Consider the following 24161-nt stretch of genomic DNA (forward strand, 5'->3'; position numbering starts at 1 on the left):
GCCGTGCCTGACGGATACGACGCCGAGGAGCACCGGGAGTCGGTGGAGGCGGTGCGCACGGTGGTGCGCGAGGCGCTCGAGCGCGACGCGACCTGGGCCGACCTGGCCGCGGCCGGCCTGCTGGGCCTGCCGGTGCCCGAGGACCTCGGCGGCGAGGGCATGGGGCTCGCGGAGGTCGCCGTGCTGCTGCACGAGACCGGTGCCCGCGCCGTCCACCTGCCGGTCTGGGAGACGTTGGCGTGCGCGGTGCCGACGCTGGTCCGCCACGGCACCGACACCCAGCGCAAGGAGTGGCTGCCGGGGGTCGCGTCGGGCGAGGTCGTGCTGAGCCCGGCCCTGCGCGAGGTCGGCAGCCGACCGGGCGCCCGTGGCCTGCCGCGCACGACGTACACCGACGGGAGCGTGAGCGGGCGCAAGATCGCGGTCACCCACGCCGGTTCCGCGGCCCGCCTGCTGGTCACGGCACGCGACGGGGAGCGCAGTGTCGTGGCGCTCGTCGACCCCGCCGGGCCCGGTGTGCGCCTCGAGGAGTCGTCCTCGTCGAGCCGGCTGGCCCGCCACACGGTGGTGCTCGACGGGGCCCCGGCCGAGCTCTTGGAGGACGGCGCGGCCACCACGCTCGAGGCGCACGCCACCGCAGGGCTGTGCCTCACCGCCGCCGGCATCCTGGCTGGCGCCCGCGACCTGACGGCCGGCTACGTCAAGGACCGGCACCAGTTCGGCCGCGCGCTGGCCCAGTTCCAGGCCGTCGCGATGCAGGTCGCCGACGTCTACATCGCCTCGCGCACCACCGACCTGGCCGCGCGCAACGCCGCCTGGCGGGTCGACGCGGGCCTCGACGCCGCCGACGACCTCGCCGTGGCGGCGTACTGGGTCTGCTCGCAGGGGCCGGCCGCGCTGCGCACCTGCCACCACCTGCACGGCGGCACCGGCGTCGACGAGACCTACCCGCTGCACCGCTACTTCTCGTGGATCACCGACATCGCCCACGACCTGGGGGCCCTGGCCTCGGACGTGCCGATCGAGTCGGCGGAGGCCAAGAACCTCGAGCTGAGCGCTGCGCAGCGCGAGCTGAAGGCCGAGGTGCGCGCGTACTTCTCGGGGCTCGCCGGCGACGACGACCACCGCGACATGGGTGTCGACCGGCACGGCGAGACCTACCAGCGCACCGTTCGCCGGATGGGCGAGGACGGCTGGATGGGTGTCGGCTGGCCCACCGAGTACGGCGGTCGCGGGCTCGGCGAGCTGGAGCAGACGATCTTCGCCAACGAGGCGCAGTGGGCCGACGTGCACCTGCCCGCCGTCACGCTGCAGACCGTCGGGCCGACGTTGATCCGCTACGGCACCGACAAGCAGAAGGAGATGTTCCTCGAGCGGATCCTGCGCGGCGACGTGCACTTCGCGATCGGCTACTCCGAGCCCGACGCCGGCACCGACCTGGCGTCGCTGCGCACCACGGCGCGCCGCGAGGGCGACCACTACGTGGTCAACGGCCAGAAGCTGTGGACCACCGGCGGCCACCAGGCCGACTACCTGTGGCTGGCCGTGCGCACCGACCCCGACGCGCCCAAGCACCGGGGCATCTCGATCCTCATCGTCGACACCTCCGACCCGGGCTACTCCTGGACCCCGATCATCACCGCCGACGGCTCCCACCACGTCAACGCGACGTACTTCAACGACGTGCGGGTGCCGGTCGACATGCTGGTCGGCGAGGAGAACCAGGGCTGGCGCCTGATCACCACCCAGCTCAACCACGAGCGGGTCATGCTCGGGCCCGCCGGCCGCATCGAGGGGCTGCGCGACCGGGTCGCCCGCTGGGCGGCCGCGCACGACGTGCTCGAGGAGCCCGACGTGGCCGAGGTGATGGGCCGGGTGACCGCGGCCTTCCGGGTCAACGAGCTGCTCAACTGGGAGGTCGCCCGCGCCGGCGAGCACGGAGAGGTCTCGGTCGGCGACGCGTCGTCGTCGAAGGTCTTCGCCGCCGACCAGGTGCAGCACCTGGCCGCCGACCTGGTGGCCGTCGTGCACCGGCACGGCGACCCGGCCGAGCCCGCGACCCGGGCGCTGCTGGAATACCTCGACGCCCAGGCCAAGCGCAACCTGGTGCTCACCTTCGGCGGTGGCGTGCAGGAGGTGCAGCGCGAGCTGATCGCGATGTTCGGGCTCGGGCTGCCGCGGGTGCCGCGATGAGCACGGAGGTGCAGGAGCTGCACGGGGTGGCCCCCGACGTGCACCAGCAGGTGATGGCCGAGGCCGAGCGGATCCGCGGCTGGGGGGAGGCCGCGGAGCGCTGGGCGCGCGACCCCGTCAACCAGCCGACGATCAGCAACTGGGTCGAGGCGATGGGCAACGACAACCCGCGCTGGCGCGAGGGCGAGGCGCCGCCGTCGATGGCGCAGGTGTGGACGATGTACGGCCAGGGTGGCCGGGCCCCCGACGACGACCCGTTGCACGCGATGATGGGGGTGCTCACCGACGCGGGCTTCACCGCGGTGCTGGGCACGAACTCCGACCAGACCTACCACCGCACCCTGCTGGTGGGGGAGCGGGTGCGGGTCACCACCGCGCTCGACTCGGTGGTCGGTCCCAAGCGCACCGGCATGGGCGTCGGCTACTTCGTCACCTCGCGCTCGACCTGGTACGTCGACCACGGTGACGACCGGGGGGAGCCCGAGGCGGTGGCCTCGATGCTCTTCCGGGTGCTGAAGTTCGTGCCGAGGAGCGCGTCGTGAGCACCCCGGAGAGCCCCGTGCTGCGACCCCAGCAGAACCGCGACACCGCCTTCTTCTGGGAGGGCACGGCGCTCGGCGAGCTGCGGGTGCAGACCTGCAACGCCTGCGGCGCGCTGCGGCACCCGCCCGGGCCGTCGTGCCCCGAGTGCCTGGCCCTCGACCGCGGCCACGTCGTCGTCTCGGGCCGCGGCACCGTCTTCTCCTACGTCGTGCACCGCCACCCGCCCGTGCCCGGCAAGGAGCTGCCGATCCTGATTGCCCTCGTCGACCTCGAGGAGGGTCCGCGCATGCTCGGTGAGCTCGTCGGGGTCGCCGACGACGAGGTCGAGATCGGGATGGACGTGCGGGTGGACCTCCACCGCGTCGACGACGACCTGACCCTGCCGACCTGGAGGCGCGCATGAGCACCGCCCACCCCACGACCACCCTCGCTCCGGGCCACACGCTGCCGGCCTGGAGCCTGCCGATCACGCCGACGCTGGTGGTGAGCACGGCCCTGGCGACCCGCGACTTCCAGGACGTCCACCACGACCGCGACGTCGCGCAGGCCGCCGGGTCCAAGGACATCTTCCTCAACATCCTCACCTCGACGGCGCTGGTGGAGCGCTACGTGACCGACCACCTCGGCCACGACGTCGACGTGCGCGGCATCTCGATCAGGCTCGGGGCCCCGGCGTACCCCTACGACACGCTGCACTTCACCGGCGAGGTCGTCGCGGTCGCGGGCGGCGTGGTGGAGCTGCGGGTGACCGGAGCCGTGTCGCTGGGCGACCACGTCGTCGGCACCGTGCGGGTCGCGGTCGGGGAGGTCTCCGCATGAGCCGCACGCTCTCGGGGAAGGCCGCGATCGCCGGCATCGGCGCCACCGAGTTCTCCAAGGAGTCCGGACGCTCGGAGCTGCAGCTGGCCGTCGAGGCGGTGCGCGCGGCGGTCGAGGACGCCGGGCTGACGATGGGCGACGTCGACGGCCTGACCACCTTCACCATGGACGCCAACAGCGAGATCGCCGTCGCTCGCGAGCTCGGCATCGGCGAGCTGCGCTTCTTCAGCCGCATCAACTACGGCGGCGGCGCGGCGTGCGCCACCGTGCAGCAGGCGGCGATGGCGGTCGCCACCGGCGTCGCCGACGTCGTGGTCTGCTACCGCGCGTTCAACGAGCGCTCCGGTGACCGCTTCGGGCAGGTCTCGGTGGCCGCCAACACCCAGGTGAACACCAACGGCCTCGACAACGCCTGGTCCTACCCGATGGGGCTGGGCACGCCCGCCGCGACAGTGGCGATGCAGGCGCGCCGCTACATGCACGAGTACGGCGCCACCTCCGAGGACTTCGGCCGTGTCGCCGTCGCCGACCGCAGGCACGCCGCCACCAACCCGCACGCGTTCTTCCACGGCCGCCCGATCACGCTCGAGGACCACCAGGCCTCACGGATGATCGTCGACCCGCTGCACCTGCTCGACTGCTGCCAGGAGTCCGACGGGGCGCAGGCGATCGTGGTCGTCTCGGCCGAGCGGGCGCGCGACCTGGCCCAGAAGCCGGCGTACGTCACGGCGGCCGCGCAGGGCAGCGGCCGCGACCAGTTCGTGATGACGTCGTACTACCGCGACGACATCGGGATCCCCGAGATGGGCGTCGTGGGCCGCGAGCTGTGGCGGCAGTCGGGGCTGGCACCGGCCGACATGCCGATGGCGATCCTCTACGACCACTTCACGCCGTACGTGCTGATGCAGCTGGAGGAGCTCGGCTTCTGCGGGCGCGGCGAGGCACCCGGCTTCATCGCCGACGGAGCGATCGAGATCGGTGGCCGGCTGCCGCTCAACACCCACGGCGGCCAGCTCGGCGAGGCCTACATCCACGGGATGAACGGCATCGCCGAGGCCGTGCGCCAGGTGCGCGGCACCGCGGTCAACCAGGTGCAGGCGGCCGCGTCGTCGCACGTGCTGGTGACCGCGGGCACCGGCGTGCCGACGAGCGGGCTGGTGCTGTCTGCCTAGGCTCACGGGGTGCCGACCGTCTCGCAGCTCCACACCGCCAAGGGGCGACGGCTCCCGATGCGGTCCTTCGAGCAGGTCGAGGTCGAGACCGCCAAGGGGATCGTGGGCGACCGCTACCACGGCGCCCGGCACCGGCAGGTGACGATCCAGAGCCAGTCCTCCCTCGACGAGGCGAGCGACGTCTTCGGCTCCCTGGTGCCGGCCGCGCTGACCCGGCGCAACATCACCGTCTCCGACGGGGTCGTGCCGCAGGCCCCCGGCAGCATCATCCGCGTCGGGCCCGTGGTGCTCGAGGTCGTCCGGGTCGCCGCGCCCTGCAAGCTCCTCGACGACACCATCGGCGACGGCGCCCAGGCCGCCCTGCGCCGTCGGGGCGGGTCGGTGTGCCGGGTGCTCGAGGGTGGCGTCGTCCGTCTCGGCGACCTGGTCGCCCTCGACGGCGTCGACGAGTCCCAGACGCTGTTCGGCGCCGCCCTCCGGGACTGAGTGGTCACAGACGACATCTCGAAGGCGGGTCTCGCTGTCGTCTGTGACCACTGCGCGCCAGCCGTGGTGTGATGCCGTCGTGGTCTCGGACGGCGTCGACGTTGCCGCAGCACTGCGTTGGGCCGAGGCGCAGACCTCGCCCGTCGTCGGGGTGGAGGAGCTGCGGGGCGGTTGGACCTCGACCATGCTGGGGCTGGCGACGCGGGCGCACGGCGACCTGGTGCTCAGGCTGATGACGCGCGAGCCGTGGCGCACGCACGGTCCTTCGCTGACCACCCGGGAGCACGAGGTGCAGCACGCGCTCGCAGCGACCGCGGTCCCCGCTCCCCGGTCCGTGGCGCTCGACGCCGAGGGCGAGGCGTGCGGGGTGTCGGCGCACCTGATGACGCGGGTGCCGGGGGCAGTCGACGTCGGACGGGTCGATCCGGCCTCCCTCGCCCGGCTCGCCGACGTGCTGGCCGACATCCACGACGTGCAGCCCACCGTCGACGTCCGGAGCTACCAGTCCTGGGCGTGGGAGGCGAAGTACGTCGTCCCGGGGTGGGCCTCGGACACCGGCCTGTGGGAGAGCGCCTTCGACCTGTTGCGCACCGACCCGCCCGGCTACGAGCCGACGTTGATCCACCGGGACTTACAGCACCGCAACGTGCTGTGGTCGGACGACGCCGTCACCGGTGTCGTCGACTGGGTCGAGACCTCCATCGGCCCGGCGTGGCTCGATGTCGCGCACTGCTGCACCAACATCGCGATCAAGCACGGCAGCGAGCGGGCCGACGCCTTCGCCGCGGCGTACGTCGACAGGACCGGTGCTCGACCGCAGCCCTACTTCGACGTCATGGACGTCGTCGGCTTCCTCCCGCCTCCGGGGAAGGCCTCGTTCATCACGGCGCACGACGAGCGCGAGCGTCTCGAGGGACACCTGCTGCGCGCCATGCAGCGGGTCGCCTCTAGCCGCTGAGCAGGTCGTCGAAGAAGCCGAGCACGCGGTCCACGGCCTCCTGGCGGCGGTGGACGGTGACGGTGGAGTGGCCGCGACCGGGGAGGTCGACGCGGATGAAGGCGTCGCCGAGCTCGCGGTCGAGGGTGTCGAAGCGGGTGCCGGTGGTGGGGTCCTTCTCGAACTGCAGGCCCAGCACGCTGCAGCCGCGCTGCTTGACGACGTCGAGGTCGGCGGGGGAGAGACCCAGGTCGGCGGCGCGTCGGCGACCGACCGGGAACGGCAGCGAGGGCTGGCACAGCACGGGCGCGGCCACCGAGGTGTCCACGGCCATGGCGAGCGCGAACCCGCCGGTCAGGCACATCCCGAGGGCGCCGACGCCGGGCCCGCCGAGCTCGTCGTGCAGGGTGCGGGCGAGGTCGCGCAGCCAGCCGACGACCGGGGAGGGCTCCCCGGCGGCCATGACGGTGAACTCGCGGCTGATGCACACCTTCGGGAGAACCTTCGCGACCTGCCCCGCGCTCATCGGGAGCCCGGTCTCGCCGAAGAGGTGCGGCAGCACCACGGTGTAGCCGGCCTCGACGAGCTCGTCGGCGAAGCCGATCACCTCGGCGGTCAGTCCGGGGATCTCGTGGACCACGACCACGCCGGGTCCTGTTCCGCGGCGGTACGTCGGATGGGTGACCCCGTCGGCCGTGTGTGATCCGGGGGTCCATGAGCCAGGCCAGTCGGGCATCGTCATGCCCGGACTCTAGGGCGCCGGGTTGCTCCGCGCGGGGTTCCCCAGGTCGACGGTCGCGCCGCGCTCCACCAGCCGCAGCGTGCCGGCCAGGTCCGCCTCGACGTGCCTGGACACGAAGTCGGACAGCGGCGAGCGGAAGACCCCGTAGTCGTCGTGGTGCACGGGCACCGTCACGCCCGGAGTGAGCAGCCGGACCAGGTCGACGCCCTGCCGGTCGTCCATCGTCGCCGTCAGGCCCAGCACCCGGGTGCCTCCCAGGTGCACCACGGCCGCGTCGAGGGGGCCGCACCGCTCGACGACCTCGCGCAGCCAGGGCCGGTAGAGCGTGTCGCCGCTGACGTAGAGCCGGAAGGGCCGCGGGGCGTCGGGGCGGGACAGCTCGAGGACGGAGCCCATCACCGACGGCAGGAGGAACCGTGCGGGCCCGGGCCCGTGGACGCCGGGCACCGAGGTGATCCGCAGGCGCCAGCCGTCGCGCTCGAGCTCGACGCTCTCCCAGGTGCTCATCCCGGCGGACTCGCGGAAGCCCCACTTCCCGAGGCGCCGCGCGGCGGCTGGGGTCGTCCAGACCGGCAGCGACCGGTCGAGCTCCCGGCGCGCCACCCGGTCGAAGTGGTCGCCGTGCAGGTGGGAGAGCAGCACCCCGTCGAGCCGGGGCAGGTCCTCGGGCTGCAGCGCCGGCTCGGTCAGCCGTCGGGAGAACAGCCCCTTGCCCAGGTAGGCGCGCTCTCCGCGGTGCAGGAAGTTCGGGTCGGTGAGCACCGTGAACGGTCCGAGGTCGAGCAGCGTCGTCGCGGTGCCGACGAACCGCAGGGTGGTCTCCGAGGCCTCGTGCTCCATGTCGCCTCCCAGGCGCTGACGGCAGGTCTGTCGGCCCTCCGAGTACCCCCGCCAGCGGCGCCGCACACACGCCCGCCGGGGTGAGCGCCGCACGGCGGGCCGGGTCCGGCGCCTGGCGCGACTAGGCTCGACGCATGTCGTCCCGGGTGCAGCACGACCGCCGCTTCCCGCGCGAGGACGGCGAGGAGCCCGGTGGGCTCGAGCAGGAGCAGGACGGCCAGCGGCGCGTCCTCGTGGTCGCGGCCTGGGTCCTGGTGGGCTTCGTGGTCCTCGTGCAGCTGCCGTGGGTCGTCGCGGCCTTCGCAGAGGACCCGCATATGGGCGCGTGGTGGGTGCTGACGGTCGTGCCTTGGATGACGGCCGTCCTCGTGGTCCCGGTGGCCACGCTGATCGGTCTCGCCTGGGTGGGTGCGGGCTTCGGTCGCCCGGGCCCCGCCCCCGCGCGCGGGCCGTCCACGTGTGCCAGCACCCTGGCCAGCGTCGCACTGTTGCTCCTGGTCCTGGAGATCCTCCTGGTCGGCACGCTCGTGGCGCTGACGTGGGCCAGCTGACCCCGCGGGTGAGGAGCCATGGCGACCTGCCTGCCTAGGGTCGCGGCATGTCGGCGACCGCGCACGTGCGGCTGGTGCTGCCCCACCAGCTCTTCGTGGAGCACCTGGACGCCCGGGCCGGCACCGTCTTCGTCCTGGTCGAGCACGACCTGCTCTTCCGGCAGTACCGCTTCCACACCCACAAGCTGGTCCTGCACCGCGCGAGCATGCGGCGCTTCGCCGACCGCCTGCGCGAGGCCGGCTTCGCGGTCGAGCAGCTCGACACCGGCGGGCGCACCACCAGCCGCCGGGCGCTGGCCGCGGTCGTCGAGCGGCTCGCGCCGCAGCAGGTGACGGCGTACGACGTCGTCGACGACTGGCTCAGCCGCGACCTGACCGCGGCGCTGGCCGACGGGGGCTACGAGCTGCGCGCCGAGGACGTCCTCGACTCCCCGTGCTTCCTCACCACCCGGGCCCAGCTGGCCGAGCACTTCGACGGCGTCTCGGGCCCGCGCGGGCGCAGTGCCCGGATGCAGCACTTCTACTCCTGGCAGCGCAGGCGCCTCGACGTGCTCGTCACCGAGACCGGCGACCCGGTGGGCGGGCGCTGGTCCTTCGACGAGGACAACCGCAAGAAGCTGCCGAAGGCGCATCCCGTGCCCCGGGTCTCGTGGCCCGGGCGCGAGGAGCGGCACCCGCACGTCGAGGAGGCGGTCGCCTGGGTGCGCCGGGCCTTCCCCGACAACCCCGGCGACCCCGGTGGCTTCGGCTGGCCCACCGACCACGCGGAGGCGGCGGCGTCGTACGACGAGTTCCTCACCGAGCGGTTCGACCAGTTCGGGCCCTTCGAGGACGCGATCTCGGCCAACCACCCCTACGTCTTCCACGCGCTGATGACGCCCGGGCTCAACATCGGGCTGCTCGACCCCCGTCACGTCCTCGACCGCGCGCTCGACCACGCCGAGGCCCACGACGTGCCGCTGCCCAGCCTCGAGGGGTTCGTGCGGCAGGTGATCGGCTGGCGGGAGTACATGCGCGCCTGCTACGCGCTGTGGGGCCGCGGGCTGCGCAGCCGCAACCACCTCGAGCACGCCCGCGCGCTGGACGAGGGCTGGTGGACCGCGCAGACCGGGCTGGAGCCGGTCGACCTGGTGCTGCGCCGGGTGCTGGAGACCGGCTACGCCCACCACATCGAGCGGCTGATGGTGCTCGGCAACGCCATGTGCCTGCTGCGCACCGACCCCGACAGCGTCTACGAGTGGTTCATGGAGATGTTCGTCGACGCCTACGACTGGGTGATGGTGCCCAACGTCTACGCCATGAGCCAGTTCGCCTCGGGCGAGGCGGTCACCACCAAGCCCTACGTCTCGGGGTCCAACTACCTGCGCAAGATGAGCGACCTGCCCCGCGGCGACTGGGAGGCCGACTGGGACGCGCTCTACTGGACCTTCGTGCGCGACCACCACGACGCCTTCGCCGCCAACCCGCGCTCGCGGATGATCGCCAACCTGCACGACCGGATGGAGCCCGCCACCAGGGCGGCACACACCCGGCGAGCCGCACGCTGGCTCAGCTGACGAGCTTGAGACCCACGATGCAGCCCACCAGGCCGACGAGCAGCGCGACCCGCGCGAGGTCGGCCGGCTCGTCGCCGGTGACCATCGCGTAGGCCACCGTCAGCGACGCGCCGATGCCCACCCACACGGCGTACGCCGTGCCGACCGGCAGGGTGCGCATCGCCTGGGCCAGGCCGATCATGCTCAGCACCACCGCCACGCCGAAGACCACCGACGGCACCAGGCGGCTCAGGCCGTCGGAGCGGCCCAGAGCCGTGGCCCAGACGGCCTCGAGGACACCGGAGACGACGAGCACGAACCAGGCCATGAGGTGGATCGTGGCACAGGACCGCTCACGGGGCAGGATGGGGCCCATGCCGCGCCTGCACTCCCTCGAGCTGCTCCCCGACGACGAGGGCCAGGAGGCGGTCCGCGCCCAGTGGCAGGCCCTGGCCGACGCGGGGCTGCCCTCCCAGCTCGACCACCGGGGCGCCACCAACGCGCCGCACGTCAGCGTCGTCGAGGCCGAGGCGCTGCCCGACGCCGCCCTCGACGTCGCCCGGGCCCGCCTCGGCGGCCTGCTGCCGGTCACCGCGCTGGTCGGCGGGGTGCTGCTGCTGGGCGAGGGCCGGGTCACCCTGGCCCGTCCGGTCCAGCTCGCCGACGACGTCGTACGCCGCGTGCTCGCGGTGCGCGTGCAGGTGCCGGAGCGCCGTCACCTGGGGTGGGTGCCGCACCTGACCCTGGCGCGGCGGCTCGAGCGCGCCGACGTGCCGCGCGCCCTGGAGGTGCTGGCCGGTCTCGACGCCGACCGCGACGCCAGCCTCGAGCTGCGCCTGACCGCGCTGCGGCGCTGGGACCCCGACGCCGGCGAGGTCCACGACCTGTGAGTCCTGCCTCGGCCCGGGCCGGGGGCGCCCACTAGGTTGGGGGGCATGCTCGACCAGCCCCTCGACGCGACCCAGCAGCGTGTGCTCGGCGCGCTGATGGAGAAGCAGGTGACCGTGCCGGCGTCCTACCCGATGACGCTGGGCGGCCTGCGCACCGCCTGCAACCAGTCCAGCAGCCGTGACCCGGTCACCGACCTCGACGAGGAGCAGGTGAAGCAGACCGCGCACGCGCTCAAGGAGCGAGGCCTGCTGCGGATCGTGTGGTCCGACACCGGGCGGCGCACCCTGAAGCACCACCAGGTGCTCGACGAGGTGCTCGGCCTCGACGACGAGGAGCGCGCGCTGCTCACCGTGCTGCTGCTGCGCGGACCGCAGTCGCCGGGCGAGCTGCGCACCCGCACCGAGCGGTTGCACGCCTTCGCCGACCGCGACGAGGTGGCCGCGTGCCTGGCCCGGCTCGCCGCTCGGGACCAGCCGCTGGTCCAGCAGCTCGAGCGACGCCCGCGCGAGCAGGACCACCGCTGGGCGCACCTGCTGGGGCCGGCCGAGCCCGACCCGGCGTCCGTGCCGGGCGCGGCGGTCGCCCCGGTCGACCGCGAGGTCCCGCTGGCCGAGGGTCCCGAGCGCCGCGACGAGCGGGTGCGCGCGGCGTACGACGCCGTGGCCGCGACCTACGCCGACCACTTCGCGGACGAGCTGGACGACCTGCCGTTCGAGCGGTGGCTGCTGGAGCGGGCGGCGCAGGCCGCGGGCGGGCTGCCGGTGGTCGACGCTGGCTGCGGGCCGGGCCACGTCACCGCGCACCTCGCCGGGCTGGGCGCCGACGCCCGGGGCCTCGACGTCTCGCCCGAGATGGTGACGCAGGCCCGTGAGCGGCACCCGGGCGTGCGCTTCGACATCGGCGACCTGCGCCGGCTGATCCGCCCCGAGAGCGCCGAGGGGTGGGGCGCGGTGCTCGGCTGGTACTCGCTGATCCACCTCGCCGGCTCCGAGCTGGCCGACGCCGTCGCCGCCCTCGCGCGCCCGCTGGCCACCGACGGGGTGCTGCTGCTGGGCCTGCAGGCGGGCCACGAGGTGCGCCGGGTCGAGAGCTGGCTCGACGTCGACCTCGGTGAGGGTGGCCTCACGCTCGTGCACCACGACCCGGCCGACGTCGTCGCGGCAGTCGAGGCGGCCGGGCTCGAGGCCGAGTGGTTCGTGCGCGGGCCCCGGACGGCGCTGGGGGAGACCAGCCAGCGCCTCTACGTGCTGGGCAGGAGGGCCTGATGGGCAGGTGGGGTGGTTCCGCGGCACTGCTGGTCGCCGCCGGCGTGATGCTCGGCAGCGACCCCGGTGTGGGGTCGATTTTGGCGGCGGTCCTGATGGTGGTGTTGGCGTTCCTGCTCTCGCCGCTGCTCTTCCCGAGCTCGCCCGGCGACGCCGCCGGCCGCAAGCGCGGCCGCGAGCAGGGCGTGCCGGTCGTCTACTGGCGCCCCGGCTGCCACCACTGCCTCAAGCTGCGCCTGGGGCTGCTGGCCACCCGCGGTCGCGCGGTGTGGGTCGACATCTCCAGCGACCCCGACGCGCTGGCGCGGGTGCGCAGCGTCAACGGCGGCGATGCGACGGTGCCGACGGTGTTCTCGCGCGGCACCGTGCGCACCGCCCCGTCGCTGCGCTGGGTGCGCGAGCAGCTGGCCGGCCCCGGCCGCCGGTAGCCGGTCCCGGCCAGGCTCAGGCCAGGTCGACCACGCAGTCGGCGAGGACCGGCGAGCCGTCGCGCTCGCCGCCGGCGATCGTCGCCGAGGCCACCACGCGTGCGTCCTCGCGCCAGCCGCGCACCCCGATCGTCTCGCCGGGGAAGACCACCCCCGCGAAGCGCGCGGAGAAGCCCCCGACCCGGGTGGCGTCACCGCCGAGCAGCTGCTCGGTCAGCTCGCGCAGCACGATGCCGTAGGAGCACAGCCCGTGCAGGATGGGGGCGGGGAAGCCGGCGGCCTTCGCGAAGTCGGGGTCGGCGTGCAGCGGGTTGCGGTCGCCGCAGAGCCGGTAGAGCAGCGCCTGCTGCGGCGTGACGGCGTACGACGTCTCGGTGTCGGGGGCCCGGTCGGGCAGCTCGACCGACTGCGACGAGCCGCGCTCGCCGCCCCAGCCGCCCTCGCCGCGCACGAAGATCGACGAGCGCGTGGTCCACAGCGCCTCGCCGTCCGCGGCCGACGCGGTGGCCTCCTGCCAGACGACCGCGGCCTTGCCCTTGTCCCACACGTCGCTGATGCGGGTGCTGACGCTGGCCGAGCCGGCCGTGGGCAGCGGGGCGTGCACGGTGATCGACTGCGAGCCGTGCACCACCTGGGCCAGGTCGATGTCGCAGCCGGGCAGGTCGAGCGGCGGCGGGTCGGTCTCGTGGAAGGTCGGGGCCACGACGCCGAAGGACGGCAGCACCTGCAGCCCGGGGCCGTCGAGGGTCCAGCGCAACGCGCCGGGGTCGACCTGGTCGCCCGGGTGCGAGCCGGCGCCGATGCCGAGGTGGTAGAGCAGCACGTCGCTGGCGTCCCAGCTGAAGGTGCGGGTGCCGAGGTCGGCGCCGATGGCGACGGCGGGGTCGATGGGCATCAGGAAGCCTCCTCGGCCGGTCCGGGGGTGCTGGTCGCGGCCTCCTGCGAGGCCAGGTGCTCGACGGCCAGGTAGCCGAAGGTCAGCGCGGGGCCGATGGTCGCCCCGGGGCCGGCGTAGGTGCGGCCCATCACGGCCGACGACACGTTGCCGGCGGCGTAGAGGCCGGCGATCACCGAGCCGTCCTCGCGCAGCACCCTCGCCTGCTCATCGGTGACCAGCCCGCCCTTGGTGCCCAGGTCGCCGGGCACGATCTTGACCGCGTAGAAGGGGCCCTGGTCGATGCGGTGCAGCGAGGGGTTCGGCTTGACCGTCGGGTCGGAGTAGTACTTGTCGTAGGCCGAGTCGCCGCGGTGGAAGTCCTCGTCGACACCGCTGGCGGCGAAGGCGTTGAAGCGCTCGACGGTCGTGGCCAGGCCCTCGACCGGCACCTCGATCTGCTCCGCGAGCGCCTCGAGGGAGTCGGCCCTCTTGACGACGCCCTCCTTGTACCAGCGCCCGGGGAAGGGCTGGCGCGGCCCGAGGCCGGCGAAGAGGTAGCGGTTGCGGTAGCGCTGGTCGAAGACCATCCAGGCCGGCACGTGCTGCACGCCGGTGGCCTCGCCGGCGTAGATCTCGTGCACCGCCTCGACGTAGGGCAGCGCCTCGTTCATGAAGCGGCGCCCCGCGCCGTTGACGATGATCGAGCCCGGCAGGTTGCGCTCGGCCAGGCAGAACCACGGCCGGCCGGGCAGCGGGATGGTTGGGCCCCACCACGCGTCGTCGAGCAGGTCGGTCCGCGCGCCGGCAGCGATGCCGGCCAGCAGCCCGGCGCCGGTGTTGAACTCCGAGCCGGTGGTCCACTCGACCGAGGTCGGGCGCGGCTGGTGCTGCTCGCGCAGCTGCAGGTTGCGCTCGAAGCCACCGCTGCCCAGCACCACGCCGCGCCGGGCGCGGACCTCGTGGCGCTGCCCGCCACGGGTCACGCGCACGCCGACCACCCGGCCGTGCTCGAGCAGCAGCTCGTCGAGCGCGGTGTCGTAGGCCAGCGGCACGCCCGCGTCGACGAGCCCCTGGCGCAGCCCGATGACGATGGCGTTGCCCATCGCGTACATCCGCTGCCGGCGCAGCCCGGCCACGATCCGCCGCACCAGCACCCGCAGCATCGTCGCCGGGCCGCGCCAGGTGCGCATGCCCAGGCTGATCTTCCGGAAGTCGGCCTGGGTGACGATCATGTTGGCCGGCGCCTTGCTGTACGCCGGGTGCAGCCGCTCGAGCTCGGCGCCCAGGAACGAGGCGTCCATCGGCACCGGCTCGCAGCTGCGGCCCGCGGCGCGCCCGCCCGGCTGCTCGGGCAGGTAGTCGCTGTAGCCGGGCACCCAGGCGAAGCGCAGGGGAGTGCGCTCGCGCAGGAAGTCCATCACCTCGGGACCGCGGCGCAGGTAGGTCTCGCGACGCACCCGGGGCACGACGTCGCCGACGATGGCCTCGAGGTAGGCCATCGCCTGCTCGTGGTCGCCGTCGTCGACCTGGCCGGCCTCGCGCAGCGCGTAGTTGCCGGGGATCCACACGCCGCCGCCCGAGCGGGCGGTGGAGCCGCCGAAGTAGCCGCTCTTCTCGACCAGCAGGGTCTCGAGGCCGGCGGTGCCGGCGGCCAGCGCCGCGGTCATCCCGGCGCCGCCGGCGCCCACGACGACGACGTCGACCTCGGTGGGCAGGGGATCGGTCGCGGTGATGGTGCTGGTGGCGGCTCGAGGAGCGCGCGGCGTACCCGTCATGGCGCAAAACTGTAACAGGTTCTAGCATGACCGCCGTGAGCAACCAGAAGCTGACCGCCGCCATCGTCGGGCCCGGCAACATCGGCACCGACCTGATGTTCAAGCTGCTGCGCAGCGAGCACGTCGAGCCCCGCTGGATGATCGGGGTCGACCCGGCCTCCGAGGGTCTGCGGCTCGCTGCCGAGCAGGGCCTGCAGGCCTCCCACCAGGGGGTCGACTGGTTGCTGGAGCAGGACGAGCTGCCCGACCTCGTCTTCGAGGCGACCTCGGCCTACGTGCACCGTGAGTACGCGCCGCGCTACGAGGAGCGGGGCATCCGCGCGGTCGACCTGACCCCCGCCGCGGTCGGGCCGGCGGTGATCCCGCCGGTCAACGGCGACGACCACGTCGAGGCGATGAACGTCAACATGATCACCTGCGGCGGCCAGGCCACCATCCCGATGGTCGCGGCGGTCTCGCGGGCCGTGGCCGACGTCGGCGGGGTGTCCTACGCCGAGATCGTGGCCTCGGTGTCCTCGATGTCGGCGGGCCCCGGCACCCGCGCCAACATCGACGAGTTCACCCGCACCACGGCCGCGGGGGTCGAGAGCATCGGTGGCGCGGCCCGCGGCAAGGCGATCATCATCCTCAACCCGGCCGAGCCGCCGATGATCATGCGCGACACCATCTACTGCGCCGTCCCGCCGGAGGCCGACCGCGACGCGATCCTCGCCTCGGTGACCGCCATGGAGAAGGCCGTCCAGGAGTACGTGCCGGGCTACCGACTGCTCCAGGAGCCCCAGCTCGACGAGCCCTCGCCAGCCACGCAGGGCCAGCTCAAGGTCTCGGTCTTCGTCGAGGTCGAGGGCGCCGGCGACTACCTGCCGCCGTACGCCGGCAACCTCGACATCATGACCGCCGCGGCCGCCCGCGTCGGCGACACCATCGCCCGATCCACCCGGAACCTCACCCAGGACCTGACCCAGGGGGCCACCCGATGAGCACCGCACGCGACGACCTGGCCCGCACGTGGAGCGGACGCCACGGCGGCGACCTCGACCTGCGCCTGACCGACACCTGCCTGCGGGACGGCTCGCACCACAAGCGCCACCAGTTCACCACCACCGAGGTGCGTGACATCGTGGCCGCCCTCGACGCCTCGGGCATCCCGGTGATCGAGGTGACCCACGGCGACGGGCTGGGTGGCTCGTCGTTCAACTACGGCTTCTCGCGCACCCCCGAGCAGGAGCTGATCCGCACCGCGGCCGAGACCGCGACCCGGGCGCGGATCGCCTTCCTGATGCTGCCCGGCGTGGGCACCAAGGACGACATCCGCGCCGCGCAGGACAACGGCGGCCAGATCTGCCGGATCGCCACGCACTGCACCGAGGCCGACACCTCGATCCAGCACTTCGGCCTGGCCCGCGAGCTGGGCCTCGAGACGGTCGGCTTCCTGATGATGAGCCACACCCAGCCGCCGGAGGTGCTGGCGAGGCAGGCGCGGATCATGGTCGAGGCGGGCTGCCAGTGCGTGTACGTCGTCGACTCGGCCGGGGCGCTGGTGATGGAGCAGACCGCCGACCGGGTCGCCGCGGTCGTCGCCGAGATCGGCGACGTCGCCGACGTGGGCTTCCACGGCCACGAGAACCTCGGGCTCGGCGTCGCCAACACCGTGATCGCGGCGCGGGCCGGAGCCACCCAGATCGACGGCTCGGTGCGCCGCTTCGGCGCCGGGGCCGGGAACACGCCGCTGGAGGCGTTCATCGGGGTCTGCGACAAGGTCGGCTGGCGCACCGGCGTCGACTTCCTGCAGATCGTCGACGCCTCCGAGGACGTCATCCGGCCGGCCATGCCCGAGGAGTGCCGGCTCGACCGGATGACGCTGATGATGGGCTACGCCGGGGTCTACTCGAGCTTCCTCAAGCACGCCGGCAACGCCGCCGAGCGCTACGACGTCTCCGGGGCCAAGATCCTGCTCGAGGCGGGCCGGCGCAAGCTGATCGGCGGCCAGGAGGACCAGCTCGTCGACATCGCGCTGATGCTGCGTGCCGAGCAGGACAAGGCCGCGGCCAACGGGTGAGGGCCTGCTCCTTGTCCCAGACTAGAACGTGTTCTAATCTTGGTGGAACACGTTCCACCGACAGGAGATTGTGATGACCCAGGCTGTTCTCGACGGCGTGCGCGACCTGCTCCCGGGCCTCCGGGAGCGCGCGGACGAGGCCGAGCGTCTCCGCGTGGTCCCCGACGCCAACATCAAGGAGCTCGAGGAGACCGGCTTCTTCAAGCTCCTGCAGCCGCGCCGCTTCGACGGCTTCGAGGCCGACCCCGTCGACTTCTACACCGCAGTGCGCGACATCGCCTCGGCCTGCGGGTCGACCGGGTGGGTCAGCAGCGTCGTGGGCGTGCACCCCTGGCAGGTCGCGCTCTTCGCCGACGAGGCGCAGCAGGCGGTCTGGGGCGAGGACACCGCCACGCGGCTCTCCTCCTCCTACGCCCCGACCGGCAAGGCCGTCGTCACCGACGGCGGCTACCGGCTCTCGGGCAAGTGGAGCTTCTCCTCCGGCGCCGACCACTGCAGCTGGGTGCTGCTCGGCGGCCTGGTCTTCGACGCCGACGGCAACGTGGTGGACTTCAAGACCTTCATGGTCCCGCGCTCTGACTACACGATCAACGACGTGTGGCACATGGTCGGGCTCTCGGGCACCGGCTCCAACGACATCGTCGTCGACGACGTCTTCGTGCCCCAGGCGTTCACGCTGTCGATGGGCGAGACCGGCTCGTGCCGCGGCCCGGGCCAGGAGCAGAACACCAGCGACCTCTACAAGCTGCCCTTCCACTCGATCTTCACCGGCACCATCACCACCCCGATCATCGGGATGGCGATGGGGGCCTACGCCGAGCACGTCGAGATGCAGCAGCAGCGCAGCCGCGCGGCGTACCTGGGGGAGAAGGCGTCCAAGGACCCCTTCGCGATGGTCCGCATCGCCCGCGCCTCCAGCGAGATCGACGCCGCCTGGGCACTGCTGGTCGGCAACATCCGCGAGGAGCAGGCCCACGTGGCCCGCGGCGAGCAGATCCCGCTGCGCCTGCGCCTGAAGGTGCGCCGCGACCAGGTCATCGGCTCGCAGCGCGCCATCGACGCCATCGACGAGCTGTTCGAGGCCTCCGGCGGCCGGGCGCTGGCCCAGGGCACCTACCTCCAGCGGGCCTGGCGCGACGCGCACGCCGGTCGCGTGCACGCCGCCAACGACCCCGAGCGCGCCCTGCAGATGTTCGGTGCCCACGAGTTCGGCCACAAGGTCGACCCGGGGATGTACTGAGCGTGGCGAGCATGGTGGGCGAGGTGACCCAGGAGTCCGCACGTCGTACCGCGACGGTGCGCACCGAGGCGGCCGGCGAGATCGCCCTGAGCTACTACGAGGCGGGGGAGGCCGGCGGGGAGGGTGACGTGGGCGCCGGGCTGCCGCTGGTGATGCTGCACGGCGGCGGGCCCGGCGCCTCGTCGTGGTCGAACTTCGGCCCCGCCCTGCCCGGGTTCGCACAGTCGTTCCGCACGATCCTGGTCGACCAGCCCGGCTTCGGCGGCTCCGACAAGCCGGCCGTGGTCGGCAACTACTACCGCTTCGCCGCCGACGCCGTGGTCGCCCTGCTCGACGAGCTCGGCATCGAGCGGGTGCACCTGCTCGGCAACAGCCTCGGTGGCGGCACGGCGATGCGGCTGGCGCTGTCCTACCCCGACCGGGTCGGCCGGCTCGTGCTGATGGGCCCCGGCGGGCTGTCGCTCAACCTCTTCCACGCCGACCCGACCGAGGGGGTGCAGCGGCTGATGGAGTTCGGCGCCGACCCGACCCCCGAGCGGCTGCGCGCCTTCATCTCGACCATGGTCGTGGACCAGTCGCTGGTCACCGACGAGCTCGTCGCCGCGCGGTACGCCGACGCCACCGCGCCCGGCGCGCAGGAGGCGATGCGCTCGATGGGGATGTCCTTCTGGAACCCCGAGACCGCCGAGGACGGCATGCTGTGGCGCGAGGCGCACCGGCTGCGCAAGCACACCCTGCTGACCTGGGGCCGTGAGGACCGGGTCAACCCGCTCGACGGGGCGATGGCCGCGCTCAAGCTGATCCCGCGCGCCAGCCTGCACGTCTTCCCGAACTGCGGCCACTGGGCCCAGATCGAGGCCGCCGAGGAGTTCCGCGAGGTGGCCACCGCCTTCCTCGCCCGCCACCAGGAGAGAGCCCGCTCGTGAGCATCGACATCCGGTCCATGGGCTACGTGCGCGTGGCCAGCACCGACCTCGACCAGTGGCGCCACTTCGCCACCAAGGTGCTGGGCCTCGCCGAGGGGCGCGGGCCGCACCCCGACCACCTCTACTTCCGCATCGACGCCGTCTCCGCGCGCCTGGTCGTGGTGCCCGCCGACGTCGACCAGCTCGCCTGCACCGGCTGGGAGGTCGCCGACCACCAGGCCCTGCAGGCTGGCAGGGAGCACCTCAAGGAGGCCGGCGTCGCCTACGAGGAGGGCAGCGCGGAGGAGCTCGACGAGCGCCGGGTCCAGGAGCTGGTGCGCTTCGAGGACCCCTTCGGCAACGTCTTCGAGCTCTTCCACGGCATCACCTACGAGTCGCGGCCCGTCGTGACGCCGTACGGCGCCCGCTTCGTGACGGGCGACCAGGGGATGGGCCACATCGTGGTGCCGGTCGACGACGACGTCGAGGCGCTGCGCTTCTACTCCGAGGTGCTCGGCTTCCGGCTGCGCGACTCGATGAGCATGCCCGGCGAGTTCGTCGGCAGGGAGCCCGGCTCGAAGGTGTGGCTGCGCTTCCTCGGGGTCAACCCGCGCCACCACTCGCTGGCGTTCCTGCCGATGCCCAACCCGGCGCGCTGCGTGCACATCATGCTCGAGGTCGAGGAGCTCGACGACGTCGGTCGCGCGCTGGAGCGGGTGCGCAAGCACGGTGCGCCGCTCTCGGCGACCCTGGGCCGGCACATGAACGACGAGATGGTCTCCTTCTACGTCCGCTCGCCCGGCGGCTTCGACATCGAGTACGGCACCGACGGCCTCCAGGTCGACGACGCGCGCTGGGTGGCGCGCGAGTCGACGGCCGTCTCCTACTGGGGGCACGACTTCTCGGGTGGGCAGTGATGTCTAAGGTCGAGACCATGTCGCAGCAGCCCCAGATCCCCGAGGGGATGAACCCCGACGCGCGGGAGACCTGGCCCAGCCCCGAGCTGATCGAGTCCTGGCTCGGCGACTCGGTCTACGACCTGCACCTGGGCCCCGGCGACGACGTCGCCGTGCCCGGCGACGACCCCGCCGCGGCCGCGGCGGCCCGCCGCTTCCGCGACGTGCTGAGCCAGTTCGGCTCCGGCGTCACCGTGGTCACCACCATGAGCGGCGACGAGCCGGTCGGGATGACCTGCCAGTCGTTCTCCAGCGTCTCGCTCGACCCGCCGCTGGTGATGTTCGTGCCGGCCAAGACCTCCCGCGCCTGGCCGATGATCCAGCGCGCCGGGCGCTTCTGCGTCAACGTCCTCTCCGCCGAGCAGGCCGGGCTGTCGAACCAGATGGCCAGCCGCGGCGTCGACAAGTTCGCCGGCGTCGACTGGACGCCCTCGCGGCACACCGGGTCGCCGGTGCTCACCGGCACCCTGGCGCACATCGACTGCACCGTGCACGCCGTGCACGAGGCCGGCGACCACTACGTGGTGATCGGGCGTGCCCTCGACCTGCAGGTCGGCGCCGAGGGGTCCGACCCGCTGCTGTTCTTCCGCGGCCAGTACCGCACCACCGCGCCCGACTGAGCGTTCCCCCTGCGGCGTCTCAGCGGGTCTCCAGCCACCACGGGCTGGTGTAGGCGATCCCCAGGTCGTTGCACGGGTGCCCCTCGGGGCCCGGGGTCGCGTTGGGCTGGTCCGGGTCGGAGACGCGCACCAGCAGCCAGTCGCCGTCGGCCAGGTCGACCGGCACCCGCAGCTCCAGCAGCGGGCCGACCTCGAAGTCGACCACGTCGGCCACCAGAGGGGCGTCGGTGCCGGGGCGCAGCACCTGCGCGGCCAGGCGACGCCCGCGCCACGACCGGTCCCGCGCCAGGTCCAGGCGCAGCGTCAGCGTCGTACGACCGCGGCGGGGGAGGGTGACGACCGAGCCCATCCGCACCGGGGCGCCCTGACGCGTGGCAGCGGTGGCGTCGAGGCGCAGCCCGGAGGTGCGGGTGGCGAAGAACCGGCGCTGGCGCATCGCCCGCTTCACGCCCTGGCGGCTGTGGTCGCGCACCCACAGCCCGGTGCGGCCCTTGCCCTCGGGGAAGCCCCAGTCGGTGCCGTGCTCGTCGGTGACGCCGGTGATGCCGGTGCGCCAGCCGTTGTTGAGGCACACGCACAGCGGCGACTCGCGGCCGTCGGCGAAGCCCTCGAAGAGGTAGTCGTCGCGGCGGTTGAACATCTCCAGGCCCACGACCTGGTCGCGCACGCGGGCGTCGTACACGAACTCCTGGAAGCGTCCGGGCTCGCGGCCGGGGTGGTTGAAGCCGGCCAGCGCGCCCGCGCCGCCGTCGAGCACCAGCCCGGGCTCGCGGCGCAGCCACTCGAGCAGCGGCTGCATCAGGCCCGCCCGCAGCACGTCGGTGTAGTGCTCGCTGAACCAGACGTTGACGTGGCCGACCAGCGGCTCGGACCACTCGAAACCGCGGATCGCGGTGAACGCACCGTCGACGTCGGCGGCGTCGGCGTACGCACCGGTGGCGCGCCAGCCGCGCGGAGTGAGCCCGGCGGCCTGGGTGTACTCCGGGGGCAGGAGGTCGGTGAGCACGTCGCCGAGCAGGTTGTCGGAGAGCGTGGCGTGGTCGGTCAGGGCCGCCACGTCGAGGCCGGCCTCGCGCATCGAGTCGAACGCCGCCGCCGGGTCGCCGTCGCCGTCGCTGAGCAGCGTGTGGTTGTGCAGGTCGGCGTGCACGAGGTGGGTGCCGCGGGTCAGCCGCGAGGTGCGGGAGGCGCCCGCCCGGGCGGCCGGGCTGCCCGGGGCGGCGGCCGCGCCGGTGCGGGTCCCGGCCGCGCCGGCCACCAGCAGCCCGGCCCCTGCGGCGGCCAGCGTGCTGCGGCGGGTCAGGCGGGCGCGGGTGGCGTGGTCCGGGGTGGTGAGCTCACGGTGGGGCGCGTGGTGGGGCGCGTGGTGGGGCGCGTGGTGGTCGTCGCACATGGTCGTATCAACGCATGCGGGGGCGTCCGGTTCCGGTCGGGCGGGTGAACGGTAGGTTCGGGCACGTGATCGCTCTGCCTGCCCACGGGTTCGTGATGCTGTCGATGCCCAAGTGCGCCTCGACGACGCTGGTCACCACGCTCAAGGGCCACGCCGAGATCCTGATGCGGGTCAACCCGCGGCTCAAGCACATGAACTGCCGCACCTTCACCAACCGGATGGTGCCGGTGCTGCAGGGCGCGGGCTACGAGCGCAGCGACTACGAGCTGGTGACGCTCTTCCGCGAGCCGGTGTCGTGGCTGGAGTCGTGGTGGCGCTACCGCCAGCGCCCGGCCCTGCAGGACAAGGCCGACGGCAAGTGGACCGGCGAGACCAGCTTCGACGACTTCGTGGCCGCCCACATCGACGGCGCCCCGGGCGGGATCACCGGGCGCCAGGCCCGCTTCGTGGCCCTCGACGACGACCTGACCATCGGCGTCGACCGCATCTTCGCGCTCGAGGCCGCCGACGTGTGGCAGTCGTGGATCGCCCAGCAGCTGGGCCAGCAGGTCGACCTGGTCACCAAGAACTGGTCGACCTCGACCGCGACCGCCGCCCTCTCCGACACCACCCGCACCCGCCTCCTCGAGCACTACGCGCCCGAGTACGACATCTACGACCAGCTGCGCGCCGCCGGTGGGAGCTGGTCCGTCCCCTCCGGCTACCGCCCCTCCTGAGGCCGCCCGCGCGGGAGTTTTGTCGGCCGGCCGACAAAACTCCTGGGTGGCCGATGAAGCTTCATCGGCCAGCCACCAGTTTCGTCGACGGCCAATGCCGTACGACGTCAAGCGACGGGCGCCAGGTAGCGGGTCAGCCGCGCGAGCAGACGTCCAGGGTGGTGCAGGTCGGCCCAGGTGATGCGGATGACGGTCCAGCCCGTCGCCTCCCGCAGCCGGTCCTCGCGCGTCTTCTCGCGCAGCACCATCTCCTCGATGCTCTCGCCGTCGCGGCGCATGGAGTGGTACTTCTCCCGGCCGTCGAACTCGACGATCAACCGCTGCTCGGGCCATGCGAAGTCCACCCTGCCGATGAGCCAGCCCCGGTCGTCGCGGACCTCGTGCTGCAGCACGGGCTCCGGCAGCCCGGCATCGAGGAAGGCCAGTCGTGCCAGGGACTCACCGACGCTCTCGGACCCGACCCGGGCGTACCCGAGCTTGAGGGTCAGGTCGAGGTGGTCGCTCCACACGCTGCGGGTGCGCAGCTCACGACGCAGCTCCTCGGGGTCGGTCAGCTTCTGCTGGTAGAACCAGTCGAGGACGCACACGGCCGCGTCGCGCTCGACCAGTGCGGCCGTGTCGAGCGCCGTCCTCGCGGGCGCGGTGATCTTGTGACCATCACGCAGCACCACCTCGTCCTCTCGACAGCTGCCTCGGTGGTGGCGGACCTTCGCCTGCACACGCTCCCCGGCGCGGGAGAGCTCGGTGAGATGGACCTCGTCGAGAGGGAGACCGTGGTCGGGTGCGCCGTACGCCAGGGCGGCGCTCACGTGGGACAGTGCGACGTCATCGTCGTAGAGCCGCATGACACCGCGGCTCAGCATCCGGTGCCGGTCGACCTTCGAGGCGGCCGCCCACCGTCGTGCATCGGCGTACACGCCGTGCCGCAGGCGCACCAGAGTGCCCACGCGCACCAGTCGGGCGATGGCGTTGTCGTGGACCCCGGTCGCGACCAGGTCGCGGCGCAGCACCACGCCCAGGTCGTCGGTCGCAGGCTTGATCATCATGTGCCGAGCCTGTCCCGTGGACCGATCGCCCGCACCTGCCGATCGCGAGCCTGTGGACAACCAGCCCGGAGAGTTTCATCGGCCGGCCGATGAACCACGTGGGTGGCCGATGAAACTTCATCGTCCGCCCGCCAGATTCGTCGGCCGGCCGATAAAACTCCCGGGGGGCCGA

The 24161-nt window shown here is 73.1% G+C and carries 26 protein-coding genes; 19 read left to right on the forward strand and 7 right to left on the reverse strand.

Features of this window, described 5'->3' with window-relative positions:
* Positions 1-3 precede the first annotated feature (3 nt).
* The 7 genes from QWJ41_RS05505 (at position 4) to QWJ41_RS05535 (ending at position 6171) form a co-directional block, all read left to right on the forward strand.
* A complete protein-coding gene (locus tag QWJ41_RS05505) occupies positions 4-2193 on the forward strand; it encodes an acyl-CoA dehydrogenase family protein (RefSeq protein ID WP_302706281.1) in 2190 nt (729 codons plus the stop codon).
* Positions 2190-2735: an FAS1-like dehydratase domain-containing protein gene (locus tag QWJ41_RS05510; RefSeq protein WP_302706283.1), complete on the forward strand. Its 546-nt coding sequence runs from the start codon at positions 2190-2192 to the stop codon at positions 2733-2735. Before QWJ41_RS05505 ends, QWJ41_RS05510 begins: the two co-directional genes overlap by 4 nt.
* Complete coding sequence (locus QWJ41_RS05515; protein WP_302706284.1) at positions 2732-3139, forward strand: Zn-ribbon domain-containing OB-fold protein; 408 nt, start codon at positions 2732-2734, stop codon at positions 3137-3139. The genes QWJ41_RS05510 and QWJ41_RS05515 overlap by 4 nt, the downstream gene beginning before the upstream one ends.
* Positions 3136-3555 (forward strand): MaoC/PaaZ C-terminal domain-containing protein, encoded by a 420-nt coding sequence (locus QWJ41_RS05520; RefSeq protein WP_302706286.1) that lies wholly within the window; start codon positions 3136-3138, stop codon positions 3553-3555. The genes QWJ41_RS05515 and QWJ41_RS05520 overlap by 4 nt, the downstream gene beginning before the upstream one ends.
* Entirely contained in the window at positions 3552-4727 is a 1176-nt protein-coding gene (locus QWJ41_RS05525; protein WP_302706288.1) for a lipid-transfer protein, read from the forward strand. Before QWJ41_RS05520 ends, QWJ41_RS05525 begins: the two co-directional genes overlap by 4 nt.
* A gap of 9 nt (positions 4728-4736) precedes the next feature.
* Positions 4737-5213 (forward strand): MOSC domain-containing protein, encoded by a 477-nt coding sequence (locus QWJ41_RS05530; RefSeq protein WP_302706290.1) that lies wholly within the window; start codon positions 4737-4739, stop codon positions 5211-5213.
* Positions 5214-5292: 79 nt separating this feature from the next.
* The gene (locus QWJ41_RS05535) at positions 5293-6171 is read left to right on the forward strand and encodes a phosphotransferase family protein (RefSeq protein ID WP_302706291.1); all 879 of its coding nucleotides are present in this window, start codon (positions 5293-5295) and stop codon (positions 6169-6171) included.
* Here QWJ41_RS05535 and QWJ41_RS05540 read toward each other — a convergent pair.
* Positions 6161-6892, reverse strand: coding sequence for a dienelactone hydrolase family protein (locus QWJ41_RS05540; protein ID WP_302706292.1), 732 nt, complete (start codon positions 6890-6892; stop codon positions 6161-6163). The two genes, QWJ41_RS05535 and QWJ41_RS05540, sit on opposite strands and share 11 nt — an antisense overlap.
* A gap of 9 nt (positions 6893-6901) precedes the next feature.
* Positions 6902-7732 carry an MBL fold metallo-hydrolase gene (locus QWJ41_RS05545; protein ID WP_302706293.1) on the reverse strand — a complete coding sequence of 277 codons (831 nt, stop codon included), beginning with the start codon at positions 7730-7732 and terminating at the stop codon, positions 6902-6904.
* A 134-nt stretch (positions 7733-7866) separates the two neighbouring features.
* Here QWJ41_RS05545 and QWJ41_RS05550 point away from each other — a divergent pair, with 134 nt between their 5' ends.
* Both QWJ41_RS05550 and QWJ41_RS05555 read left to right on the forward strand, forming a co-directional pair.
* Positions 7867-8283, forward strand: a complete 417-nt coding sequence (locus QWJ41_RS05550) for a hypothetical protein (RefSeq protein ID WP_302706295.1) — start codon at positions 7867-7869, stop codon at positions 8281-8283.
* A 47-nt stretch (positions 8284-8330) separates the two neighbouring features.
* Positions 8331-9839, forward strand: coding sequence for a cryptochrome/photolyase family protein (locus QWJ41_RS05555; protein ID WP_302706297.1), 1509 nt, complete (start codon positions 8331-8333; stop codon positions 9837-9839).
* On the opposite strand, the gene QWJ41_RS05560 is transcribed toward QWJ41_RS05555, so the two are convergent.
* Positions 9832-10146, reverse strand: a complete 315-nt coding sequence (locus QWJ41_RS05560) for a DMT family transporter (RefSeq protein WP_302706299.1) — start codon at positions 10144-10146, stop codon at positions 9832-9834. The genes QWJ41_RS05555 and QWJ41_RS05560 overlap by 8 nt on opposite strands.
* Before the next feature lie 46 nt (positions 10147-10192).
* Between QWJ41_RS05560 and QWJ41_RS05565 the strand changes: the two genes are divergently transcribed.
* Genes QWJ41_RS05565 through QWJ41_RS05575 form a run of 3 tightly spaced genes read left to right on the forward strand, consistent with a single transcriptional unit; the run spans position 10193 to position 12402 of the window.
* Positions 10193-10708, forward strand: coding sequence for a 2'-5' RNA ligase family protein (locus tag QWJ41_RS05565; RefSeq protein WP_302706301.1), 516 nt, complete (start codon positions 10193-10195; stop codon positions 10706-10708).
* 45 nt (positions 10709-10753) lie between these two features.
* Positions 10754-11974, forward strand: a complete 1221-nt coding sequence (locus QWJ41_RS05570) for a DUF480 domain-containing protein (protein ID WP_302706303.1) — start codon at positions 10754-10756, stop codon at positions 11972-11974.
* Positions 11974-12402 carry a glutaredoxin domain-containing protein gene (locus QWJ41_RS05575; RefSeq protein ID WP_302706305.1) on the forward strand — a complete coding sequence of 143 codons (429 nt, stop codon included), beginning with the start codon at positions 11974-11976 and terminating at the stop codon, positions 12400-12402. The genes QWJ41_RS05570 and QWJ41_RS05575 overlap by 1 nt, the downstream gene beginning before the upstream one ends.
* Before the next feature lie 16 nt (positions 12403-12418).
* On the opposite strand, the gene chsH3 is transcribed toward QWJ41_RS05575, so the two are convergent.
* Entirely contained in the window at positions 12419-13297 is an 879-nt protein-coding gene (gene chsH3 / locus QWJ41_RS05580) for an enoyl-CoA hydratase ChsH3 (RefSeq protein ID WP_302706307.1), read from the reverse strand.
* On the reverse strand, positions 13297-15054 hold the full coding sequence (kstD, locus tag QWJ41_RS05585) for a 3-oxosteroid 1-dehydrogenase (RefSeq protein ID WP_302706309.1): 1758 nt from the start codon (positions 15052-15054) through the stop codon (positions 13297-13299). The genes chsH3 and kstD overlap by 1 nt, the downstream gene beginning before the upstream one ends.
* A gap of 26 nt (positions 15055-15080) precedes the next feature.
* On the opposite strand from kstD, the gene QWJ41_RS05590 reads away from it, so the two are divergent.
* The 6 genes from QWJ41_RS05590 (at position 15081) to QWJ41_RS05615 (ending at position 20834) form a co-directional block, all read left to right on the forward strand.
* Positions 15081-16034, forward strand: a complete 954-nt coding sequence (locus QWJ41_RS05590) for an acetaldehyde dehydrogenase (acetylating) (protein ID WP_439117307.1) — start codon at positions 15081-15083, stop codon at positions 16032-16034.
* Positions 16031-17113, forward strand: coding sequence for a 4-hydroxy-2-oxovalerate aldolase (gene dmpG / locus QWJ41_RS05595; RefSeq protein ID WP_302706312.1), 1083 nt, complete (start codon positions 16031-16033; stop codon positions 17111-17113). The genes QWJ41_RS05590 and dmpG overlap by 4 nt, the downstream gene beginning before the upstream one ends.
* Before the next feature lie 73 nt (positions 17114-17186).
* Complete coding sequence (gene hsaA, locus QWJ41_RS05600) at positions 17187-18353, forward strand: 3-hydroxy-9,10-secoandrosta-1,3,5(10)-triene-9,17-dione monooxygenase oxygenase subunit (RefSeq protein WP_302706314.1); 1167 nt, start codon at positions 17187-17189, stop codon at positions 18351-18353.
* A gap of 11 nt (positions 18354-18364) precedes the next feature.
* Entirely contained in the window at positions 18365-19279 is a 915-nt protein-coding gene (gene hsaD, locus QWJ41_RS05605) for a 4,5:9,10-diseco-3-hydroxy-5,9,17-trioxoandrosta-1(10),2-diene-4-oate hydrolase (RefSeq protein WP_302706363.1), read from the forward strand.
* Positions 19276-20175: an iron-dependent extradiol dioxygenase HsaC gene (gene hsaC, locus QWJ41_RS05610; RefSeq protein ID WP_302706315.1), complete on the forward strand. Its 900-nt coding sequence runs from the start codon at positions 19276-19278 to the stop codon at positions 20173-20175. Before hsaD ends, hsaC begins: the two co-directional genes overlap by 4 nt.
* Before the next feature lie 17 nt (positions 20176-20192).
* Complete coding sequence (locus tag QWJ41_RS05615) at positions 20193-20834, forward strand: flavin reductase family protein (RefSeq protein ID WP_302706316.1); 642 nt, start codon at positions 20193-20195, stop codon at positions 20832-20834.
* Between the two features lie 19 nt (positions 20835-20853).
* On the opposite strand, the gene QWJ41_RS05620 is transcribed toward QWJ41_RS05615, so the two are convergent.
* On the reverse strand, positions 20854-22227 hold the full coding sequence (locus QWJ41_RS05620; protein WP_302706317.1) for a CehA/McbA family metallohydrolase: 1374 nt from the start codon (positions 22225-22227) through the stop codon (positions 20854-20856).
* A 65-nt stretch (positions 22228-22292) separates the two neighbouring features.
* Between QWJ41_RS05620 and QWJ41_RS05625 the strand changes: the two genes are divergently transcribed.
* Positions 22293-22943 carry a hypothetical protein gene (locus tag QWJ41_RS05625; RefSeq protein WP_302706319.1) on the forward strand — a complete coding sequence of 217 codons (651 nt, stop codon included), beginning with the start codon at positions 22293-22295 and terminating at the stop codon, positions 22941-22943.
* Between the two features lie 107 nt (positions 22944-23050).
* On the opposite strand, the gene QWJ41_RS05630 is transcribed toward QWJ41_RS05625, so the two are convergent.
* Positions 23051-23989, reverse strand: a complete 939-nt coding sequence (locus tag QWJ41_RS05630; protein WP_302706321.1) for a type IV toxin-antitoxin system AbiEi family antitoxin domain-containing protein — start codon at positions 23987-23989, stop codon at positions 23051-23053.
* Positions 23990-24161 lie beyond the last annotated feature (172 nt).

Source organism: Nocardioides cremeus (assembly GCF_030518195.1).
Lineage (GTDB): Bacteria > Actinomycetota > Actinomycetes > Propionibacteriales > Nocardioidaceae > Nocardioides > Nocardioides cremeus.

Excerpts from the sequence above, each read along its gene's own strand:
- QWJ41_RS05575 (WP_302706305.1), top strand. The coding sequence starts at position 11,974 with ATGGGCAGGTGGGGTGGTTCCGCGGCACTGCTGGTCGCCGCCGGCGTG.
- chsH3 (WP_302706307.1), bottom strand. The coding sequence starts at position 13,297 with ATGCCCATCGACCCCGCCGTCGCCATCGGCGCCGACCTCGGCACCCGC.
- QWJ41_RS05550 (WP_302706295.1), top strand. The coding sequence starts at position 7,867 with ATGTCGTCCCGGGTGCAGCACGACCGCCGCTTCCCGCGCGAGGACGGC.
- QWJ41_RS05525 (WP_302706288.1), top strand. The coding sequence starts at position 3,552 with ATGAGCCGCACGCTCTCGGGGAAGGCCGCGATCGCCGGCATCGGCGCC.
- hsaA (WP_302706314.1), top strand. The coding sequence starts at position 17,187 with ATGACCCAGGCTGTTCTCGACGGCGTGCGCGACCTGCTCCCGGGCCTC.
- QWJ41_RS05520 (WP_302706286.1), top strand. The coding sequence starts at position 3,136 with ATGAGCACCGCCCACCCCACGACCACCCTCGCTCCGGGCCACACGCTG.
- QWJ41_RS05555 (WP_302706297.1), top strand. The coding sequence starts at position 8,331 with ATGTCGGCGACCGCGCACGTGCGGCTGGTGCTGCCCCACCAGCTCTTC.
- QWJ41_RS05565 (WP_302706301.1), top strand. The coding sequence starts at position 10,193 with ATGCCGCGCCTGCACTCCCTCGAGCTGCTCCCCGACGACGAGGGCCAG.
- QWJ41_RS05510 (WP_302706283.1), top strand. The coding sequence starts at position 2,190 with ATGAGCACGGAGGTGCAGGAGCTGCACGGGGTGGCCCCCGACGTGCAC.
- QWJ41_RS05540 (WP_302706292.1), bottom strand. The coding sequence starts at position 6,892 with ATGACGATGCCCGACTGGCCTGGCTCATGGACCCCCGGATCACACACG.
- hsaD (WP_302706363.1), top strand. The coding sequence starts at position 18,365 with ATGGTGGGCGAGGTGACCCAGGAGTCCGCACGTCGTACCGCGACGGTG.
- QWJ41_RS05630 (WP_302706321.1), bottom strand. The coding sequence starts at position 23,989 with ATGATGATCAAGCCTGCGACCGACGACCTGGGCGTGGTGCTGCGCCGC.
- QWJ41_RS05570 (WP_302706303.1), top strand. The coding sequence starts at position 10,754 with ATGCTCGACCAGCCCCTCGACGCGACCCAGCAGCGTGTGCTCGGCGCG.
- QWJ41_RS05615 (WP_302706316.1), top strand. The coding sequence starts at position 20,193 with ATGTCGCAGCAGCCCCAGATCCCCGAGGGGATGAACCCCGACGCGCGG.
- QWJ41_RS05590 (WP_439117307.1), top strand. The coding sequence starts at position 15,081 with ATGACCGCCGTGAGCAACCAGAAGCTGACCGCCGCCATCGTCGGGCCC.
- QWJ41_RS05620 (WP_302706317.1), bottom strand. The coding sequence starts at position 22,227 with ATGTGCGACGACCACCACGCGCCCCACCACGCGCCCCACCACGCGCCC.
- QWJ41_RS05545 (WP_302706293.1), bottom strand. The coding sequence starts at position 7,732 with ATGGAGCACGAGGCCTCGGAGACCACCCTGCGGTTCGTCGGCACCGCG.
- kstD (WP_302706309.1), bottom strand. The coding sequence starts at position 15,054 with ATGACGGGTACGCCGCGCGCTCCTCGAGCCGCCACCAGCACCATCACC.
- QWJ41_RS05560 (WP_302706299.1), bottom strand. The coding sequence starts at position 10,146 with ATGGCCTGGTTCGTGCTCGTCGTCTCCGGTGTCCTCGAGGCCGTCTGG.
- dmpG (WP_302706312.1), top strand. The coding sequence starts at position 16,031 with ATGAGCACCGCACGCGACGACCTGGCCCGCACGTGGAGCGGACGCCAC.